Here is a 19,717-nt window from a genome sequence, read left to right on the forward strand (position 1 = left end):
GATAAGTAAAACTACTACTTTGATTTATCATACATTAAAAAAAAAAAAATGATAAGAATTTTTTTAGTAGAAGATAATTACTCTGTAAGAGAAGAATTAGTCACAGAATTCAAAAAATTAGGTTGTTTTATAGCAGGAGAAGTAAGTGATATAAGCGACGAATCATTTCAGAAAGCTATTTCTTCTAATGCCGATTTATTTATTTTGGATATTGAATTAGAACGTCCTTTAGCAGGTTTTGAATTTGCTAAACGATTGATTGAACATAACAAGTTTATTCAGTTTGCTTACCTTACCAAAGAAGAACATTTGTATGAAACAGCACACGAATCTAAAGGCTATCCTAGACCATTTGAATTTTTGGATAAAAAAGATTTTATTTCTAAAGGAATGGACACACTTTTAAAAAGACTGTTATCAAAGTTTAGATCTGAACAAGCTCTTTTTGTACGTATTGCAGCACAGAAAATAAATATAAAAGACATTGTTTTTATAGAAAAAAAGCTAGAAAAATCTGTATTAGATGTTTATTTAAAAAATGGAACAATTCTAGAAATGGCGACCAATCTCAAAGACATAACAGATCCAACTACAAAAGATTACATTTCTACGCTCACGCAAGCACATGGAAAAAGTTTGCTTGTAAATGAAAGTTATATTATGAAAGTAGAAAGAGAAAAAGGAAAAGATAATCATGCTACTCTTTACTTTGAATTAGAAAATGGAAAAATAATGTATAGAGAAACAGCTAAAAAGGAAGGAATTAAGTTTTTTAGAAGGCACAGTTAAAGTTTTTTTTAAGAAATGCGACGAATACCTTTGATTTTACGCCTCAAAAAAAAACTAATTTTTAAGTAAAACTCTTTTTAAAGACCTTTGAAATAGTAATTATTTTAGAATCTTTAAAAGAGTTTTTTTATGAAAAATATCAAACTAATTGTTCTGCTCTGTTCTAGTTGGTTCTTGCTTATTACTAATTATTACTCAAAAAATATTGAAAGGAAAGGTAACATGTAGTTACATTCAGCAGCTTCTAAAATTTCTTCCTGCACATATCCGAATGTATCTATCAAGCAAAACGGAAATGCTTTATGCAACTAGAAAATATACTTTTACTCACATGAATGCTACATATGAAAATTGTGTAATTGAAATTTGATAAAAGTAGAAAAATCAAACTAATCTATCAATCATTTAATTTTTTCTTATAAAAAAACTACAATTATTATGAATTACAAATCTCGTTTTTTATTTCTCTACTTTCTGCTCTTTTGCCTTACTCATTGGCAAATCTGTTGGCAGAATGTAAAAAAGATAGTTACTTGGAAAATCCTTTTAACAACCTTGGTTTATTTTGTTTATAATGAAACCTATGCACAAGTTCCTAGTAGTGTGTTAAGTCCTGTTTCTGGAACGAATATTCGCATTGGTTCAAATAATGGTTCTACACCAATAGACCAATGGACTTTTAATCAACATCAATCTGGAGGACATTTGAGTGGAGGGGTAGGAGGTGCAAACGATAGGTATGCATGGGATGTCAATAGAGGTTCAGCTTTAGCAAATGCTGACAGAGGACAAAACGTGTATGCTGTTGCTGATGGAGTAATACGTTCTTCTGGTATGTTTGGAAGCTGGGGGGGGAACTCTTCAGGGCAATTATTAATAGAACATACAAACCCAAATGGTACAAAATGGTATAGTGCTTACTTACATGTTGATTTTAGTATTAGTAAGGTTGATGGAACTCCTGTTGATGCAAATACTTTACTAGGAACAATAGGTAGAATAGGGGCAAACAATGACCACCTTCACTTTGTAACGTATAATCTTGTAAGAAATCAACTTATTTCTACAAATGCACAAATTACTGCTCGTGTAAATACTACTTTATATTTGACTGCAGAAATGAAGTTTTATGATTATCCTTTATCCAACTATGAGACTCCTCTTGATGTTTGGGTAAGAGGTCAAGTAAAACAGTTTGAAGCAAAAGTAAGAAATACATCTTCAAGTACAATTTCTAGATGGTTACAACTTACAGCTATTGATCCAGATGGTACACGTCTTGTAGTTTGGAATAATAGTTCTACCAATGTATCTATTAGAGCAGGAGAAACTTATACAGTTACACTAACCCGTACACTTAGAAACCTTATAGATAACATTACTCGTTCTGGTGCAGGAGATTATACTTTAGTATTGGAAGGAGGACTTGACCGTTATAATTTATATCAAATAGCTTCTTTATTTGGAGGAAACTTTAATCCACATGGAGAAGATGTAGTAATAGAAGACCCTAATATGGATGTAAGTCAAGCCTTGATGCGTTATCCCTCTTATTCTAGCTTTCAAAATAGAAGTATTGATGCTAATGTAATAGTTGATTATGAAGTGTCAGACCCTTGGATAACTGTTACCCCATCATCATCTGTTCTTAATAGTGGTACTTTTTATGGTAGAAATAACTCCCTCAAAATTAATGTTGCTCAAAACATATCAAATACACAAAGAGGTGGGACGATAAAACTCACAGAATATAGAATTCCAGGGTCTTCTGAATATAATTTGCCAGAAAAAATAGTAAGAACAATTCCAGTATTGCAAGAAGGGAGAGTTCAAAATGACCCTGCTGAAATGCAAATCACAAATATGCGACTAGAAAGCAGCGCAATTCCTGCAAACGGTGCAAACTGGCAAGCTCTCATAGATAATCTAGGAGATCAGACGATGGAATGGGAAGTATCGACCTATCTAAATAATGCTGGTGTACCAACTGTTGTAAACCCTAGTAGTGGCAACCTTTCAGGAGGTGGAACACGAAATCTAAATGTTTGGATTCCAGAAAATACGACTACAAGTAGTCGTGAGTGGGAAATTACTTTTGAAAACCGTGAAGCTGCACCTACTGATCCTAATCGCTTTAAAACATTCATTTATATACAAGAGGGAAGTGTGCCTATTCTTACTGCTGCACGTTTGGATGTAAGAAATGCACCTAACGAATCTCGTCGTATTGCTGCAAGTGGAGAAAGTTTTAGAGGTATTTATGTGAATAATATAGGGCAACAGTTGATGGATTGGAGTTCTGCTACAACCTTAAATGGAAGTATCACTACTAATGTAGTAAACCCTTCAAGTGGAACTAATTTGAGAGCTGGAGGTTTTACAGAAATTGCTTTTGATTTTCCTCCAAATACTACTTCAAATGAAATAATTTGGGAAATTGAAATTGAAAATGAAGAAGCTGCACCGAATGACCCAGAAAGATTGTTTCGCCGTCGTTATATTCAAGAAGCAACAGTAACTCTACCGCCTCAACTAGAAGTAACGATAGGAGACAATGAAGCTGTTTGTGGAGGTGTTTCTACTATTTTTGCAGACTTAAATGGTTCTACTCAAAAGACTATAAAAATCAAAAATACAGGAGCTAGTACATTAATAATAGATAACGTAACCATTGGAGGAGATTTTTCTACTTCTATGAATAGCTTTTCTATTGCTCCAAATGGCGAAATAATAGAACACCTTACTTTCGCACCTACACAAACAGGACAGCAACAGCAGATACTTTCTTTTACTTCAAATGCTAACTCGTGTGATATTACTGTTTATGGAAATGCTAGAACTCCTTATTTGAGTGTAAAAGTAAATGGAGAGCTTTCTGATTGTGGTTCTACGATTGATTTTTCTCCTATTCCAGTAAATACAATAGATTTCAAACAAATCAATCTTGAAAATACAGGAAATGCAACACTAAATATTTCAAGTGTTACTATTACGGGAGGTGAATTTACTACCAATCAAGGAACAATTCCTCCATTGGCGCAAGGAGACCAAGATAATTTTGATGTTCATTTTCGTCCGACACGAGTTGGAGTACAGACAGCAGTATTACGAATTGAATCAGATGACCCAAATAATCCTATTTGCGAATTTACGATTACAGCAGAAGCAACTTCTATCATCGTTCCACCACTCAGCGATTTGATTTTTAGGGCAAACGATGTAACTTCTAATCAAAACGAAGTAGAACAGAGTTACACCCTAGAAGGAGATAACACGCCACTTGCTTCTTATCTTACATTTAGAGCTACTTATACTGGAGTTACCGAAATAGTGGTTTTGCCTTCTTTATTTGCAGTCAGTCATAGAATCGTTGAAATAGCTCCTAATGTACTTGAGCTTAGAGCTGTTGTTTCTAGTACCAGTGGCTCTACTTTTGGTCTGACTTCTGGAGATGAATTACTAAAAGTGAAAGTAACACGAAGCAGTACAGCCGAAGATTGTATTCCAGCAGAAATTACTAGAGTAGCTGCCATTGACGAGGACAGAAATAGATTAGATATAGAATCAGAAAATGGAACAATTTGTAAGCCTACTTTAGCAGACATAACTGTAAGGGTAAAAACAGCTGATGGAAAGCCTGTAAACAATACAAGAGTGATTGTAGAAGGACAGACTTATACGACAAATGCAAACGGAGAAGTAGTTCTTCCTCACTTGCTTGATACAGAATTTTCAGCTTTAGTAGAAAAAGACAATTTTACTACTCCTCATGCAGACTTTGTAGAAATCCTTGATATTGCCATTGCAAATGACTTGGTTATTGCTGATGAGGGAGAATTCTCTTCGTTTATTAAAATTGCTGGGGATGTAAATAAAGATAATGAGAATTTTTTGGAAGACATAGATATGATTATCAATGCATTCTTTGGAGATACGTTTCCTTGGAATGATACTCCAGATTGGGTCTTTACTACCATTGATGCAGCTACAAATCCATTTTCGCCTCGTTATGCAGAAGGAATTCCTGCAAGAACAATTACAGAAAATACAACAATTGAAGTAACTGCAATTGCACTAGGTGATTTAGATTTTGAGTATGCTCGTCCGACAGATAGAATAGAAATATTGCCTCTTTATGTAGAACGTAAAGTGGAAAAACTGCAAAACGAAGAATACAAAGTTTCTTTCATTACTACCAATACAGCTGATGTAGAAATATTTTCTGCTCGTTTTGAGGGAGAAGGAAAAGAACTGACTTCGCAAGTATTTGATTTGAAACACAGAAGTAGAGAAAACAAACTTGTAGTTCTTGGTATGGATAGTAACGGCAAAGATAGATTTGTAGATGAAAATACAATCTTACTTTCTTTTATCACAAAGAATCCAGATGCTAATGTTACTTCTTTTGAATATGTCAATGAAAATAAAATTCCTTATCCGATTTTATTAAAAACAGATTCAGAAGAAGGAGAAGAAAGAATTGATGAAATTGTTATTTTCCCCAACCCAAATAAAGGGAATTTCTTTATCCAAAGTCCAGAAGTAGGTTTTATCTCTATTACAGATGCCACAGGACGTGCTATTTTTGAAACAGAAATTGAAGCAGGAAAGAATCAAATTACTATTCCAAATGCAGCAAAAGGAATGTACAACTTGATTATCAGTTCTCCTTCTTTCTCTACTGTCAAAAAGATAGTGATAGAATAAAAGTTAGTCAGTCAATTCAATAAAAATCAAAGTAGGTAGCATTTTTTTGCTACCTACTTTTTATAAAAAACGTCTTAACTCTAAATTTATAAAGCTATGAAGTATTCAATTATCTTTTTTCTTATTTGTTTCTGCTCATTTATTTTTCAAATGAAAGCACAAAGCTTGATAGGCTCAAATACGCAAAGTGTCCCAAATCAAACTGCTACAATAAATTATACTTTAACAGCAGATGATGTAAAAGGTGGGCAAATGGCTATTGATTTTGATGAAAATAAGCTGTCTTTCCTTAATGTAACTTCTACCTTAGACGGTTTTAGGTATCGTATTGCTTCTAATAAAATTACGCTCTTGTGGATAACCACTACTGCAAGTGATTTTGAAAGTGAAACTGTTATATCTATAGATTTTCAAGTGAAACCTTCTGTAGGTACAGGAAATAGAATTGATTTGCCTTTCTCTGTTAGTCCTGTTACATCTTTGGTTCAATCTGACAACTCTAGAGTTACTCCTAGTCTAACAGAAGCCTATATTGAAATTATTACTCCTACTGATATTCAAAATCAAACTACTTTATCTTTATACAACTCTCTACAAACAGCAATTAACGAAGCAAACCCAAGTGATATTCTGAAAATAGTAACCTATCGTAATTATGACGAAAATATAGTCATTGATAAAAATCTAACTTTCACTTCTGATGCAAATGCATATAATCAAATAGAAATCAATCAAATTAAAATAAATAATGGAAACAAACTCACAATTACAGGAAAAATGAGTGTTTCAGAATTGGTGCATTTAGAAGCAACTGGACAAATGGACGTAGAGGAAAATACAGAGTTTGCTTTACGTTCTAATTCAGAAAAAACAGCTATGGTCATTAATGAATCTGAAACGAATACAATTCAAGGCAAAATAGTTATGGAAAGGTATTTACCTACTCCTTCTACTATTCCTAATTCAAATAATGTTGGTTTTGATGGAACAAGCTATCGTTTGATTTCTTCTCCATTTTCAGATGCTACAATCGCTCAGTTCGAACCTTTTATGAATCTAGTTTTGAATACAAATTATAATACAGCTACTGAACCTGCTTATGTACGTCCGTACCCAACTTTTTTTCAATATGATGAAACAAATGCAGGAAAAAAAACAAGTCAGTTTTATGGTAATTTTATTTCTAATTACAAAGTTCCAAGTAATAATTCAGCTACTACCCTAGAAGTAGGAAAAGGATATCAAGTAAATATTGCTAATTCTCAAACACTAAAATTTAAAGGAAGTTTCAATAATGGAATTCAAACGCTCACAATTACAAATAGTGGAGGAACAGAAATGATAGCCCTTAATCAAGATGGTTTTAACTTGGTAGGAAATCCATTTCCATCTCCTTTAGACTGGGAAAAGGTAATTAGTAATGCAGGAAACAGTAATATTTCGAACACAATTTATTATGATATTCCGACAAGTCAATACGAAGGAACTTTTGCATATTATGTAGCAGGAACTGGAGTTAGTATTAATGGAGGAACAAAAGATATTGCTATCGGACAAGGTTTTTTTGTACAAGCAACTGCACCAATAGGAACATTAGAGTTGAAAAATGAAGACCGACCAACAACTTTTCAAGATGCTCGTTTTTTTAAAGTTGCACAGCAAAAAAACTTGAAAGAAGGGTTAATTAAATTAGCTATTTCTAAAGGTGGAAAAACAGATGAAACAGCTATTTATTTTATAAAAGGTGCAACTCAAAACTTTGATTCAAAGTATGATGCTATTAAAATTCATAAAGCAAATAGTAATTTTTCTACACTTTATTCTTATGACAATAAAGACAAAGATTTTGCAATCAATGGACTTGACTTTTTTGATGAAAACATAACAATTCCTTTAGCTATTAATGTTGTTGAAGCTGGAGAGCATACAATTAGTGTAGAGGAAATAAAATACTTTCACTCATTGAGTGAGCTATACCTTTATGATTCACTTACCCAAACACTTCACGACTTAAAGCAAAATAAAGAATATGAATTTGTAACCGAAAAAGCAAATAATGCAAAGCGATTTACACTTCTTTTCAAAAAACCTTCAAACTCTGACTTTTATGAAATAGATAAACTAAGTATTTATCCAAATCCTTCACAAGAATTTGTATCTTTTAGTATTCAAAATAAAAATGGAGGAAAGCAAGTTATTTCTTTATACAATACTTTAGGTTTTATCGTCTATCAAGAAGTTTTTGATAAAAAAGAAAGGCTGTTGGAAGGAAAAATCGATTTGACAAAGTTTCCAAAGGGAATGTATATCATAGAATTAAAAAGTAATAATCAATGTATTACAAAAAAAATTATTAGAATTTAATTACATATAAAAAGAGGGTGTCCGAAAAGTCTAAAAGCTCAAAAAAAGATGTTTTTGAGCAAATTTCAAGTATTTTTTTATTAAATGAATACTTTTTAGACACCCTTTTTAACATTCTACAAATTCTTCAAAGAAAAAAGTTCGTGTAATTCTCCTGTATTCATTTCGGTTATCCACGCATTATTTGTAGAGATTGCCATATCTGCAATTTCCTTCTTAGACTGCAAAAGCTCATTTATTTTTTCTTCCAATGTTCCTTTGGTAATCATTCTATGCACCAAAACATTATTTTTTTGTCCAATTCGGTAGGCTCTATCTGTCGCTTGTGCTTCTACGGCAGGATTCCACCACAAATCAAAATGAATGACATGACTTGCAGCAGTCAAGTTTAGTCCAGTTCCCCCAGCTTTCAACGACAAAATCATAAATGGACAATGTTCTTCATTTTGGAAAACCTCAACAGCTTCATCTCTTCCTTTTCGTGTCAGTCCACCATGTAAAAAGGGAACTTGTGTATGAAAAGTAGATTGTAAAAAGTCTTTTAAAAGCTCTCCCATTTTGGTATATTGAGTAAAAATCAATGCTTTTTCATCAGCTTCATAAATCTGTTTTACAATCTCTAAAAGTAGTGCTGTTTTTCCCGAATCACTTATTTTCATGGTGCTTTCCTTCAAAAAATGAGCAGGATGATTACAGATTTGTTTTAGTTGCATCATGAGTTTCAAAATAACTCCTCGCCTTTTTATTCCTTCAAATTCTTCTACTACTTTCATTCCTTCTCTCAAAGTAGTTTCATAAAGTAAAGTTTGTTCTTTAGTGAGCTTACAAATTTGGTCTTTCTCAATTTTTTCTGGCAAATCATCAATTATACTTTTGTCCGTTTTGAGCCTTCGCATAATAAAAGGCGCAGTCATCTTTTTGAAAATATCAGCTCTATGTTCGTCTCTATCTCTTTCTATTGGAATAGAAAAATTAGTTCTAAACTTCGATAAAACATCCAAATAATTCTCATTTACAAAATCAAAAATAGACCAATATTCACTCAAACGATTTTCGACAGGCGTACCTGAAAGGGCAATTTTACGAGGACTTTGTAGCATCTTGATAGCTTCTGTTTGTCCAGCAGCAGGGTTTTTTATGGCTTGAGCTTCATCAATAATCACACACGACCATTCTCGCTCGGCAAAACGTTTGTCTTCGCTTCTGACTGTTCCATAGGTTGTAAGCCAAATATCAGGTTTGAAAGAATCCTTATTATCTAGCCATTTTCTATTTGCTCCATGATAAATATAAAAAGAAAGTGAAGGTGCAAATTTTTCAATTTCTCGTTGCCAGTTGCTCAAAAGTGTTGTTGGAAGAACAGCCAAAGCAGGTTGATTTTCTCCTCCTAACTGATTTTCTTCTTTCAGTTTTAATAAAAAAGTAATGGTTTGAAGCGTCTTTCCAAGTCCCATATCATCAGCCAAAATAGAACCCAAACCCAGTTTTGCATTTTGATACAACCATTCATAACCAACTTGTTGATACGGACGAAGTGTAGCTATCAAGTCTTTAGGTGTTTCAATTTTTGGAGCTTCTTTGAGTTCTTGCAATAGAGTTCTTACTTTATCACTGAGTTCGACTTTTGTGCCTTGGTATTCTTCTGTAAGTGCTGTTTGTAAAAGCTCTGCATTGGATAATTTTTTCTTTTTTTTCTTTAATTGCTCTACAATTAAAGCAATTTCTTTCTCATCCAACAAAACATATTGGTCTCTGAATCGCCATAAGCCAGCTTTTTGAGCAATCATTCTTTCAAAATCAGCAGCCGAAATTTTCTCATCGCCCATAGCTACTTCCCAATCAAAATCCCAAACACTTCCTAGCTTTAAGAATGATTCTTCTTTTTTGTTTTTAGAATTTAGGCTTGCTTTTAATTTTGGTCTGACTATTTTTTCTAGTCGTTTTGGTAATAATATTTTTATTCCCAAAATTTGTAAAACTGGAAAAATATCTATCAAAATTTTGCTTAATCGTGTTGCTTCTATTTCTTTTTGTATCTGTCCTTGCGTTTCGATAATTTCTTTTATCTCTCCCAAAAAATCAGACAAAATCTGTAAATCTTGCACAATAGGCAAACGCACATCTTCAAAAGAATCATCTTCAAAAATTATGGCTAGTGGAATATGTGGGCTTTCATTTTCTTGATGTTTATGATTATGTTCCTTGTCTTCAATCAAAATTTCTAAACTGAAAGTTTCGTCTGCTTCCTCATAATCGTTTATACTTTCGTGGTCAGTTTCTCCTTCTTCAAAATTTTCTTGAATAGACAAAATAGGAACATATTTCCGTTCAGAAAGTAAAAATTTACCGAGCCAAGCACGAATAAGATGAGGCATATCTTTTTCTTGATAGCCTGTAAAATTCATTGCCATGTTCATAAAAAAGATACTTTCAATCTTCATATTGAGAGATGAAAGACGCTTTTTATAACGAGTTTTTATCCAAGATTCTTCTATATAAAAATGCAAAATCATTCCCAAAATAGTAAGGGTAGATTCTGTTTGGTCTGTATAATGAGGTTCTACTTTTGCTTTTGTCTTTTCTTTATCCCTTGATTTTAAGCCTATATTGACTGTTCTAATATCAATGGTTTCAGAAATTTGCGTCAGAATTTCTTTGATATTTGGATTTAATATAGCAGGTTGCCAACGTATAAAAACTTCATTTTTTTGATTGCTAAAAATAGTTGGAACAATCGCACCACGCTCCAAGAGTGCAAGCGCAAACTGATGAATTTTGAATAAAACCTGTAACTGTTCTGAAAGGCGTTTTATTTCTGTTGTGGGAAGTGTATAGAACAAATCCAATAAGAAACCAAAGCCATTATCAATTTTGGTTTTGACTAATTTTCTCTTTTGTTTGGTTACTTTAAATGTATTTCGGAGTGAATAAGAGGCATCAAAAGTAAATTCGAAGCGTTCTATTTCATAATAATTTTTATCTTCCTTTTCCTTTTTAGATTGATTTTTTTCGTAATTATAAAATTCTTCTTTATCTTCTTCTCGTTGCTCTTCTGTTTCGTAATCTTTCCAATATTCATCAATCGTTTTGGGTAGTTTTTGATAGGTAGTTTGAAGAATACTTTTAAAATCTTCTTTCTCAAAAAAAGGAGGGTTAGGCGAAAGAAGTTGTAGTAAAGTCTGTTGAAGGTCTGGAATTTGGGCAAAAGAAATATCTAAATTTTCTATTTCTTTTGGTTCTGGAAGTTCTTCTATTTCCTCTAATAAAAGCCATTTTTCTTCCCATTTTGGCATAGAAGCCATTTTTTGTTTTTGGGCATTTTGTTCAATATAAGAAAGCAAATCAAAATCATGCAACAGGAAAATCAAAAATGGATTTGCATCAATTTCTTCTGAAAATGAATAAATCAAGGCTGCAATATGTTTACAAGGCATGGCAAAATCTGGACAGGAGCAACCTGCACTAAAATCTCGCCAACGCTTCGGAAAAAGACTAATATCTTCTTGTTCTAATAAATCAAAAAGTTCTTTTGGTAATTGTCTTTGAGTGAGTTGTTGCCAAAGTTCAGGCTTTTTTTGAAGAGTTTCTAAAATTATCCTTTTATCCATCTCATCAAAGGCTTTCATTTCTACATAAGTAGAATAAGGAGTCGAACGGCTGCCTTTCACTTTTGCTTCTATTGCTGTTCCTCTAATTACTTTTTTTGAAATTGAGCCATTTCTTGCGTAGGTTCTTCCTCGTGTAAGTCTGCCTGTATCATCTATATCTGTGAAGGCTTCTAACCATTTTTGTCCCCACCATGTTTTTCCAAATCCTTTTGCCATTTTTATATTATCCTTTTTTAAGTTTAATAACTTGCTATTTTGATTTGCAAAAATACAATATTTCTGAGGGAAATGATAATAATTGGATTTTGGAATCTTTTTTTTGTCAGAATGGGAATGTAATCCTACCAAAATGAAATAGTATTACTACTTATTAAGAAAGGGAGTTAACTATAGAAATATTTTTTACTCTTAGAACTAAACTAAAAACCTTGTTTTTGAGCTATATAAATGCTGTTTGGGGGTTTTCTAACAGAAAGAGTGAATTTTTTTTTTGACTAAAAACCGAATTGGCAAACCGATTGAAATAAGTAAACCGAATCACAGTTAAAGAAAAGTTCTCAAAGTAACTGTCATTTGTTTTGTTGAGGAAGGACTTCAAAGCAAATTATTTTTAGCAGAAACTTTATTTTTTTAGAATTTTTTTTATTGATTGTGAGCAAGTAATGAATAGAAACAGCAGGTTAAGTTTGTGGTGAAAGCCTATTTTTTTCAAACTCCTATTTTTAGCGTTTCTATGTAGTCAAAAAAACCCTTTTTCTATTTAATTTAGAAAAAGGGTTTCTTTTTTTATTTTATCTAGGAGACGTAAATACTATTCTACTGTAATTTTATAACTTGTTATGTCAAGTCTTTTTCCTTTTTGAGGATCAAAACCTCCAACTTTCATTGTCATTTCTGAGCTTTCTACCCAGCTTGATTTTATATCAAAAATGATAAACTGTTCGTGATTCATAGTCATTTCTATTTCATCTATTTCTTTTAGTTTTTCTGCTTTTGCTTCCTCACTAATATCCATAGATTTTGTCATAGATAGCATCATAGATTTTACCATATCAATCATTTCTGACATATCCATTTCCATTTTCTGTTTGAAAATTGCTGTGTTGTTCTCTACTTTTTCTAACGCTAGAAAATTTTTAACAGAAAGTTTTTGCATAGGATTGAAAGGGCTTGTATCTGATTGAGTTATAGAAATAGTATCATTTAAGCTAAATGATGTTTCAGAAAATGGAATAAATAGAAAATCAATCTGAGTTTTCATATACTCAATAGCCACTTCTTCACTCATAAAATTAGGGGTAACGATAAGAGAAATAAGAGAAGTCATTCCTTCATTATCTGTTCCTTCAAACAATTTTTCTAGTTCTACAAAACTCTCATCTATCGATTTTTTAGCTTCTTGCCAGTTCAAGAGCTTGTATTCACCTGTGCTTTTATTTAGCTCGTAACGAAACCTTGTATGCTTATAGTTTGGTAACTTCTCTTCTATTTTCTCATCAAACTCTTTTGCTGCTATTATCGCTAAATTCTCCTTAAAGATTTCTAACATATAATTTTCATTTGTTTCCTCAATTACTTTCAGAAAATCTGTTTCTACTAATTCAGAACTTTCTACTAGGCTATCAGCTTCATATTTCTTTTGTATAGTAGTGCGTATTATTTTCTTCTCTGTTCCTACTTTCCACGCTGGTTTGAAAGTGTAATCTTGAGCTTGCAGAGTAAAAGAAAAAAACAAAAGACAGATTGAAAGAAATTTTGAATTGAATGATAGAATATGTTTCATTGTTTTTTAATAAAAAATTGAGAGAATTGAAGATAGAAACAAAAGTAGAGAAATGTTTTTTTATTAAACAAAATACTGTTCATAATTTTCTATTTTTTCTTGCAATCTTTTGGCTAAATAAAGGCTTGCATCTCCTAGTTTTTCTAAAATAAGTTTAGCTTCTTCTTGATATTTTATCCTTTTTTCTATGTTCCAATAATGAGGAGGTTCTTTAAGATTTACTATTCGGTCAGCTAGTTTTACAAACTGAACTTCTATTGGCTGTTTCAAAAGTTTTTCTAAGCTATCATTCATTTGCTCTTCTTTTGGTAATTTTTCATCTTTTGTCATTGCCCAAACTCCGTTTTTTACTTCTTCACCAAACTGACTTTCTATTTCTTCTAATGTAACTAAAGTATCTTCAACAGTATCGTGGAGAATAGCAACCAAAACACCTAATTGTTGATTTAGATTTTTATCATTCGTTTCTTTTTCTTGAAAAGCAAGCAATGTTTCGGTCATTACTTCTGTGATATGAAGAAAATAAGGTAATTCGGAAGCAGGCATTTTTTGTTCATTATGTGCCTTACAAGCAAAATATAAGGCATTTCTATACAAATCAGTCGTATTCATAAATTATTATTGGTTTATAGTATTTTATTAAAGAAAATTAGACATTAAATTGTGATAAGTGATGATCAAGGTGTTTATAAAACATATTATTCCATTCTGTTTTAGATAGTTTTCCAAAAGAGTGAGATTCTTTATTATTAAAATACTCTTGACCTAGTTCTTGTGTTTTTGTGATATAGTCTATTAGGCGTTTTTTCTCTGCTTCAAAAACTCGTTCATCTTTTATGATAAATTGAGGTGCTGTCTGTCCATTTCTACTGTATGGTTTTTCTCCTGTTACTTGGCTCTTAACAAAAGTTTTGAGAATAAATTTCATAAAAGCATTTGGTTTTGGGTGTTTTTCCTGCTCATAAATCATTTCATAAGTTACGTTACAATGAGCAAGCATTTTTTCTACACTCATTTTTCCCCAAAGAGGTTGAGTCTCTGGAGATAGTTTTTCTATACGCTTGATAGTCTGCTCAACAACAGTTTTTTCAAAAATATTCTTCATTGTTTCTATTTTTTATAGATAGGTTATACTTATGTTTTTGCTAAAAATAAAGACAATATACTTATTATTTTGGTTGTCTGACAATTTTTGTGTTTTAGTTTGAAATAGCTAATGCTCTCCATCTTAGATGCTCAAAGTTAGGCATTCCGAATGCGACTCTTCTTATACTTCTAATTAGATTATTTAATCCCTCTGTTACAGCATTTGATAATGAATTTTTGACATAATTGGCTACATATTCCATTGTACTATTTAAAGTATTTGTAAACGATTTAAAGATGTTTTTCAGCTCCTCATTCATACTTCCTACCCATTCCTCTATTTTTTGTAGTACTATTTCTATTTTTTGGTTATTATCAAGAATATGATGAAACTGTTCTCTTTTCCAATAGACTTCTTTTAACAAGGGACAATCTTCAAAACAAAGTTGTAAGTTAATTAATTCCTTGTCTGATAAGTTATGATATTGTTTATATAAAATCCACTTTAAACGGCGATAATTTAGGTTATCAGTTTCTGACTTTCTGAGCAGTTTACGAAATTTATCAACACAACTATTGAGTAAGTTAGTCACATGAAATCTATCTAAAACGATAGTTGCACTAGGAAAACAGTGTTGAGCTACACTAATATAACCTCTCCAATAATCACAAGAAACATCTGTAATTTGCTCACAGAAGGAACTACCTAACGACTCAAAATGAGCAATCAAATCTTCTTTTTTGCGACTTTTTAGTATATCTACTAGTGTTCCTCTATCTAAATCTGTTAAAACACATAGATAATCTTTCTTACCTTTTCTATGGCTTTGTTCATCAATTCCTAAACGTTTTACTTGAGCATAACGTTGGGCTAAATCAACTCGTTCTTTACAAAGAGACAAAACTGTACGCTCAACCGTTTTAGGATGAACATTTAAAATGACTGCACTTTCTGAATAGCTTTGTTTCCGAGCCACCATAAACATAAAATCTTCTTGACGATGAGTATGAGATTTATTCGCATCTGCAAAATCAAGTGACTCAGTAAAATAACTAGTACAGGTTTTACAGTAAAATTGACGTATTTTTATGGATAAATAAACCTCTCTTGAAATTAAATTTAAATCACGAACAATGCGTTTATAACTCTGATGAACTTGAGAACTAACTTGACCACAAGTAGGACAAATACAAGAACTCGTTGATAATTTACAAGAAATAGTAACTTTGTCTTTTGTCAATTCAACAGCTTCTACTTTTACAGAAGACAAATTGAGTAAGTGTTCATATAATTCTAAATTTTCCATTGCTAAATATAAATACTTTTTGTGTTTCCACAAAAATTGTCAGACAACCATTATTTTTTTTAAAACTCTTCCAAAATGCTTGGTATGCTAATATTGAGAGCATAATATCATCCTATCAAAATAATTCAAAATTTTATTCATAGAAATAAATTAATGATTGGTAGAAATAGAGAATTAAACAAAGAAATATAGTAGCAAATGGTCTAATTTTTCCTTAAATTTAAATTATTCAATCAGAAAAAGAGTTTTCTGCAATTTGATAAGAGAACTAAACTTGAAAATAAGTTTGGCAATAAATCAAAAAAGTTAGTATCTTTTGGCTAGATTTACAGTAAAAGAAAACTAAAAAAAGCATTAAACACTTCATCAAATTGTAATATAATAATTTATCATTGACAATTATTTATAAAACAAATTGTGTTTTTTATTTTGTTACAAATATTATTTTTAAGGCTAAATACATTCATTTTGCCAATTCGTTTTTTTATAAAAAATCATTCTTCATTCAATTTTAACTTCAAAAACAATTCGATTTTGAAGATTTTTTGCTTGGTATTATTTTTCTTAGGAAGTTTTTCATTCCATTTTTCTCTTCAAGCACAAACTTTTGATTTGAATGATTCTACTAAAGTTTATTCTTTAGGAGAAAACGTATTTGTTTTGCCAGATACAGAAGGAACATATACAATAGACGATGTAAGCAGAACTGATAAAGTAAAAGACTTTAGGCTTTATAAAGATGTAAAACCTATTTATGATGATGAAACAGATATTTATTGGGTTCGTTTTACCCTAAAAAACACATTTTCTTCTCGTAAATTGTACCTCCTAAAAGCAAAAGATGCAGAAGTAGCTTATCTTTATACACCCACTACAAACGGAATTAGCTATATAAGAAGTGAAGACGGAATTATTTTCCCTCACACCAGTAGAAATATCAAAATTGACCGTTCAGCTTGTTTTGTGATTACTTTAGATAGATTTGAATCTAAAACATTTTTCATTCGTGTAGAACACCGTACGGCATTTGCTAAGCAAAATAAAGGACTTCTCAATACATTAGAACATCTCACCATAGAGGATTTGGCTCGTTCTATCGAATTATCTAAAGAACGTCGTTATTACCAAGGATTTTATTTGGGAGCAATGGTTCTTTTGGCTCTTAATAGTTTGTTTGTTTCTTTTCTATTCAATGACAAACGTTATTTATATTATGTGGGACTGTTGTTTATGGCAGCCACACTTAACATGATTTTTGAAGAGTATTTGATAGAATTTTTTATCCCTAATGACCCTACTCTCAACTGGTTATTGACAGTTCCTGTTACAGCTCTGCTTTGGTTTTTCTACACATTATTTTTCAGAAGTTTTCTAAATCTAAAAAAAGTAGCTCCTTTTTGGGATAAATTTTTTATTGGTATAGCAGGTCTCTGTTTAGTCATATTTGCACTTACTTTTATAGATTTACATAAAATGCAGTGGATGGTATTCTTGCTTGTGTTTACTATAAGTATTGCTTTAGTTGTCAATATTGGTATTGTTATCAAGTTCAAACACCGTCCTGCTTCATTCTTATTAGCTGCTAATATTGTATATTTTGGAGGGATTTTGATATTTGCTTTAGCACAATTGGAGTTGATTCCTAGAAGTTATTTTTCTATGCATGCTTCACAGGTAGCTGATATTCTTTTAGGTTTGTTTGTTTCTTTAGGACTAGCTGACCGAGTAAATTATCTACGTACAGAAATAGAGCGTCGAAACGATGAAAATAGAGTTCTTATAGAAGAACAAAAAACAAAATTAGAAAAAGAAGTGGCAGAGCGTACACGAGAAATTACCAAGATAAATATGGAACTCGTTACACAACAAGAAGAGGTTACAAGACAAAAAGAACAAATTGAAAAAGCAAACGAAAATCTAAAAGGACAACAAGGCGAACTTAGAAAAGCCTATCAGGATATTAATCTTTTGAGTGATATTGGAAGAGATATTACAGCTTCATTAGATATTGGAGTGATTATAAATACAGTTTATAAACACGTTGATGAAATGATGGATGCTACCGTTTTTGGTATTGGAACTTATGATGCCGAACGAGAAATGATAGGCTTTAGTCATTTCTACAAAGATGGAGTTATGGTTCCTTATAGAGAAGCACCTATTAATGACGATAGACTTTCTACATGGTGTGCTAGAAATAAAAAACCTGTCTTTATTACTGATTTTGATGAGGAATACTCACAGTATTTAGAAGAAAAAGCTCGTGGTGTTTTGGTAGAAGAACGAAATTCTATCATTTATTATCCTTTGATTCAAGAAGAAAAACTCTTGGGTGTAATTACAGTACAAAGTCCACTCAAAAATGCCTATTCTCGTAATCATTATCGTATTTTGGAAAGTTTGGCTGCTTATATTACGATTGCCCTTTCAAATTATGATGCCTATCAAACTATTCAATTAGCTAAAGATGAAATTGATAGAAAGAACCTACAAATTACAGATTCATTACGCTACGCAAGAGATATTCAAAGTGTAATTTTGCCTGGAGAACGTCGTTTCAAGCGTGTTTTTAAAGAGCATTTTTTACTTTATAAACCTAAAGATTTTGTTTCAGGAGATTTCTTTTGGATAGAAGAATACGAAAACAAAAAGTTTATTGCTGTTATTGATTGTACAGGACATGGTGTTCCTGGGGCATTTATGTCACTGATTGGAACTATGCAACTCAATCAAATTCTTTCTAAAACACAAGAGCCATCAGAAATTTTGGATAATCTTCATATTGGTATCAAAAAAGCATTAAAGCAAGATATTTATCATAATGATGATGGAATGGATGTCTGTCTGTGTTCTATTGAGCATTTGGAAGAAATAAACAGATATAAAGTAGTTTTTGCAGGTGCAAAACGTCCTCTTTATTATGTTAGTGAAGGTGCTTTACATCAACTCAAAGGTACACGAAAAACTATTGGTGGAAGAGGAAGAAATGATAAACCCTTCGAACAAGAAGAAATTTGGCTCAACGAAGGAGATACTCTTTACCTTACAACTGATGGGTATGTTGACCAATCTTCGCCACGTCAAAAGAAAATAGGTACTATGCAATTACTCACTTGGTTAGAACAAATAAGTGCTCAACCAATGGAAAAACAAGGCGAGTTTTTGACAGAAGAATTATCAAGACATCAACAGTATGTTGAACAAAGAGATGATATTACCCTTTTAGGAATACGTTTGTAGAAATATGGATTTTAAATTTGAAATCTTTAGGGAAAAATAACTTATTTTTCTATTGTATATGTCTATAATTAAAAAGAATAAATCCTATTTAATTACTTTTACTTCATGAAGTTAGTACATTCTTTTCCATCTTTGACAGAAAATTTAATCTCTAAATTAAATACTATACTAAGTCAGGAGTTTGGTTATAATTCCATTCCTGATGATTACAAATCATTCTTATTAAAAAATAATGGAGGCTATGTTTTGCCAGGTTATATAGAGGATACAGAAATTACTCAACATCAAAAAGAGGTGGTTTTTGAAACTCCTTTAAGGTGGGCAAAAGATAATAATAAGCCTGTGAGACCTTGTTTAGTTGCCTTTTTTGTAGTTTGGTTAGAAGATGATATGGATGAGAATGAAGTTGAGGATTGGGAAATGGCTGAATTAGTAGCTTCTAATGAACATTCAAAACTTGACTTTGATATTCTACCAAATAATATGATGTCTATTGCAAAATGTAGTCATCCAGATTGTGCTGATATGCTATGTATATCATTAGATAAAAAAGAATATGGGTCAGTTTATTATAATTACGGACTGTGTGACCATCCTGCAAATTTTCATGGAGATTTTTACAATGACAGAATTGAGACTATTTTTAAACAGTACAATATCACTAGTTATGAAGAAATAGATGAAGAAACCATAGAAGGTCAGATAATTATAGACCAAATAAAGAGTGCTTACTTTGTCAAGGTAGGAAATAGTTTTTCAGAATTTTTAGAAAACTGTAAGATTATAGAAGTAGAAAGAGAAATTTGAATCTATTTTTCTGTATTTTAATTACA

At 31.6% G+C, this 19,717-nt stretch carries 10 protein-coding genes; 5 read left to right on the forward strand and 5 right to left on the reverse strand.

From position 1 onward, the window contains the following. Positions 1 to 48 precede the first annotated feature (48 nt). The 3 genes from V9L05_RS10235 to V9L05_RS10245 all read left to right on the forward strand — a co-directional run bounded on the left by V9L05_RS10235 (position 49) and on the right by V9L05_RS10245 (position 7,860). Positions 49 to 789 (forward strand): hypothetical protein, encoded by a 741-nt coding sequence (locus V9L05_RS10235; protein ID WP_338793343.1) that lies wholly within the window; start codon positions 49 to 51, stop codon positions 787 to 789. A 438-nt stretch (positions 790 to 1,227) separates the two neighbouring features. Continuing rightward, positions 1,228 to 5,496 carry a choice-of-anchor D domain-containing protein gene (locus V9L05_RS10240; protein WP_338815393.1) on the forward strand — a complete coding sequence of 1,423 codons (4,269 nt, stop codon included), beginning with the start codon at positions 1,228 to 1,230 and terminating at the stop codon, positions 5,494 to 5,496. A gap of 150 nt (positions 5,497 to 5,646) precedes the next feature. Further along, a complete protein-coding gene (locus tag V9L05_RS10245) occupies positions 5,647 to 7,860 on the forward strand; it encodes a T9SS type A sorting domain-containing protein (protein WP_338815394.1) in 2,214 nt (737 codons plus the stop codon). Positions 7,861 to 7,976: 116 nt separating this feature from the next. Here the strand turns inward: V9L05_RS10245 and V9L05_RS10250 are convergent, their stop codons facing one another. The 5 genes from V9L05_RS10250 to V9L05_RS10270 form a co-directional block, all read right to left on the reverse strand. Next, positions 7,977 to 11,684, reverse strand: a complete 3,708-nt coding sequence (locus tag V9L05_RS10250) for a DEAD/DEAH box helicase (protein ID WP_338815395.1) — start codon at positions 11,682 to 11,684, stop codon at positions 7,977 to 7,979. 595 nt (positions 11,685 to 12,279) lie between these two features. Continuing rightward, positions 12,280 to 13,251, reverse strand: a complete 972-nt coding sequence (locus tag V9L05_RS10255; protein ID WP_338815396.1) for a hypothetical protein — start codon at positions 13,249 to 13,251, stop codon at positions 12,280 to 12,282. A gap of 63 nt (positions 13,252 to 13,314) precedes the next feature. Further along, the gene (locus V9L05_RS10260; RefSeq protein ID WP_338793337.1) at positions 13,315 to 13,863 is read right to left on the reverse strand and encodes an HD domain-containing protein; all 549 of its coding nucleotides are present in this window, start codon (positions 13,861 to 13,863) and stop codon (positions 13,315 to 13,317) included. A gap of 37 nt (positions 13,864 to 13,900) precedes the next feature. Further along, positions 13,901 to 14,356 carry a DUF1569 domain-containing protein gene (locus V9L05_RS10265; protein ID WP_338815397.1) on the reverse strand — a complete coding sequence of 152 codons (456 nt, stop codon included), beginning with the start codon at positions 14,354 to 14,356 and terminating at the stop codon, positions 13,901 to 13,903. Positions 14,357 to 14,450: 94 nt separating this feature from the next. Further along, positions 14,451 to 15,644 (reverse strand): ISL3 family transposase, encoded by a 1,194-nt coding sequence (locus V9L05_RS10270; protein WP_338812543.1) that lies wholly within the window; start codon positions 15,642 to 15,644, stop codon positions 14,451 to 14,453. A gap of 534 nt (positions 15,645 to 16,178) precedes the next feature. Here V9L05_RS10270 and V9L05_RS10275 point away from each other — a divergent pair. Beyond that, positions 16,179 to 18,884: a 7TM diverse intracellular signaling domain-containing protein gene (locus tag V9L05_RS10275; protein WP_338815398.1), complete on the forward strand. Its 2,706-nt coding sequence runs from the start codon at positions 16,179 to 16,181 to the stop codon at positions 18,882 to 18,884. A gap of 105 nt (positions 18,885 to 18,989) precedes the next feature. Beyond that, positions 18,990 to 19,691 (forward strand): SMI1/KNR4 family protein, encoded by a 702-nt coding sequence (locus V9L05_RS10280; protein ID WP_338815399.1) that lies wholly within the window; start codon positions 18,990 to 18,992, stop codon positions 19,689 to 19,691. Positions 19,692 to 19,717 lie beyond the last annotated feature (26 nt).

The organism is Bernardetia sp. Wsw4-3y2 (assembly GCF_037126295.1).
Classification (GTDB): Bacteria; Bacteroidota; Bacteroidia; order Cytophagales; family Bernardetiaceae; genus Bernardetia.

Coding starts and splice junctions, on each gene's coding strand:
- V9L05_RS10235 (WP_338793343.1), top strand. CDS start 49: ATGATAAGAATTTTTTTAGTAGAAGATAATTACTCTGTAAGAGAAGAA.
- V9L05_RS10240 (WP_338815393.1), top strand. CDS start 1,228: ATGAATTACAAATCTCGTTTTTTATTTCTCTACTTTCTGCTCTTTTGC.
- V9L05_RS10245 (WP_338815394.1), top strand. CDS start 5,647: ATGAAAGCACAAAGCTTGATAGGCTCAAATACGCAAAGTGTCCCAAAT.
- V9L05_RS10250 (WP_338815395.1), bottom strand. CDS start 11,684: ATGGCAAAAGGATTTGGAAAAACATGGTGGGGACAAAAATGGTTAGAA.
- V9L05_RS10255 (WP_338815396.1), bottom strand. CDS start 13,251: ATGAAACATATTCTATCATTCAATTCAAAATTTCTTTCAATCTGTCTT.
- V9L05_RS10260 (WP_338793337.1), bottom strand. CDS start 13,863: ATGAATACGACTGATTTGTATAGAAATGCCTTATATTTTGCTTGTAAG.
- V9L05_RS10265 (WP_338815397.1), bottom strand. CDS start 14,356: ATGAAGAATATTTTTGAAAAAACTGTTGTTGAGCAGACTATCAAGCGT.
- V9L05_RS10270 (WP_338812543.1), bottom strand. CDS start 15,644: ATGGAAAATTTAGAATTATATGAACACTTACTCAATTTGTCTTCTGTA.
- V9L05_RS10280 (WP_338815399.1), top strand. CDS start 18,990: ATGAAGTTAGTACATTCTTTTCCATCTTTGACAGAAAATTTAATCTCT.